Genomic DNA, 350 nt, shown 5'->3' with positions numbered 1-350 from the left:
ACCCGCAAGTGGACCGATCAATCCGGTCAGGACAAATACACCACCGAAGTGGTGGTGAACGTGGGCGGCACCATGCAGATGCTGGGCGGCCGTCAGGGCGGCGGCGCACCGGCAGGCGGCGGCCAGCAGCAGGGCGGTTGGGGTCAGCCGCAGCAGCCGCAGGGCGGCAACCAGTTCAGCGGCGGCGCGCAGTCCCGTCCGCAGCAGCAGGCCCCGGCAGCGCCTTCCAACGAACCGCCGATGGACTTCGACGACGACATCCCGTTCTAAGGCTTGCCTTAGGCGCACTGTCTGCGCAGTCGAAAACAGAAAGCCCCGGTTTCGCCGGGGCTTTTTCTTTGTTATTCCTG

General features: G+C 66.0%; 1 pseudogene. It reads left to right on the top strand.

The features are described from left to right. Window positions 1-270 (top strand): annotated as a pseudogene (locus LU493_RS19865) (ssDNA-binding protein); the annotation flags it as partial. Window positions 271-350: the final 80 nt, after the last annotated feature.

Source organism: Halomonas elongata (assembly GCF_029081005.1).
GTDB lineage: Bacteria > Pseudomonadota > Gammaproteobacteria > Pseudomonadales > Halomonadaceae > Halomonas > Halomonas elongata_B.
The sequence above is the reverse complement of the archived record's forward strand: the minus strand, read 5'-3'. Positions and strand labels throughout refer to the sequence as shown.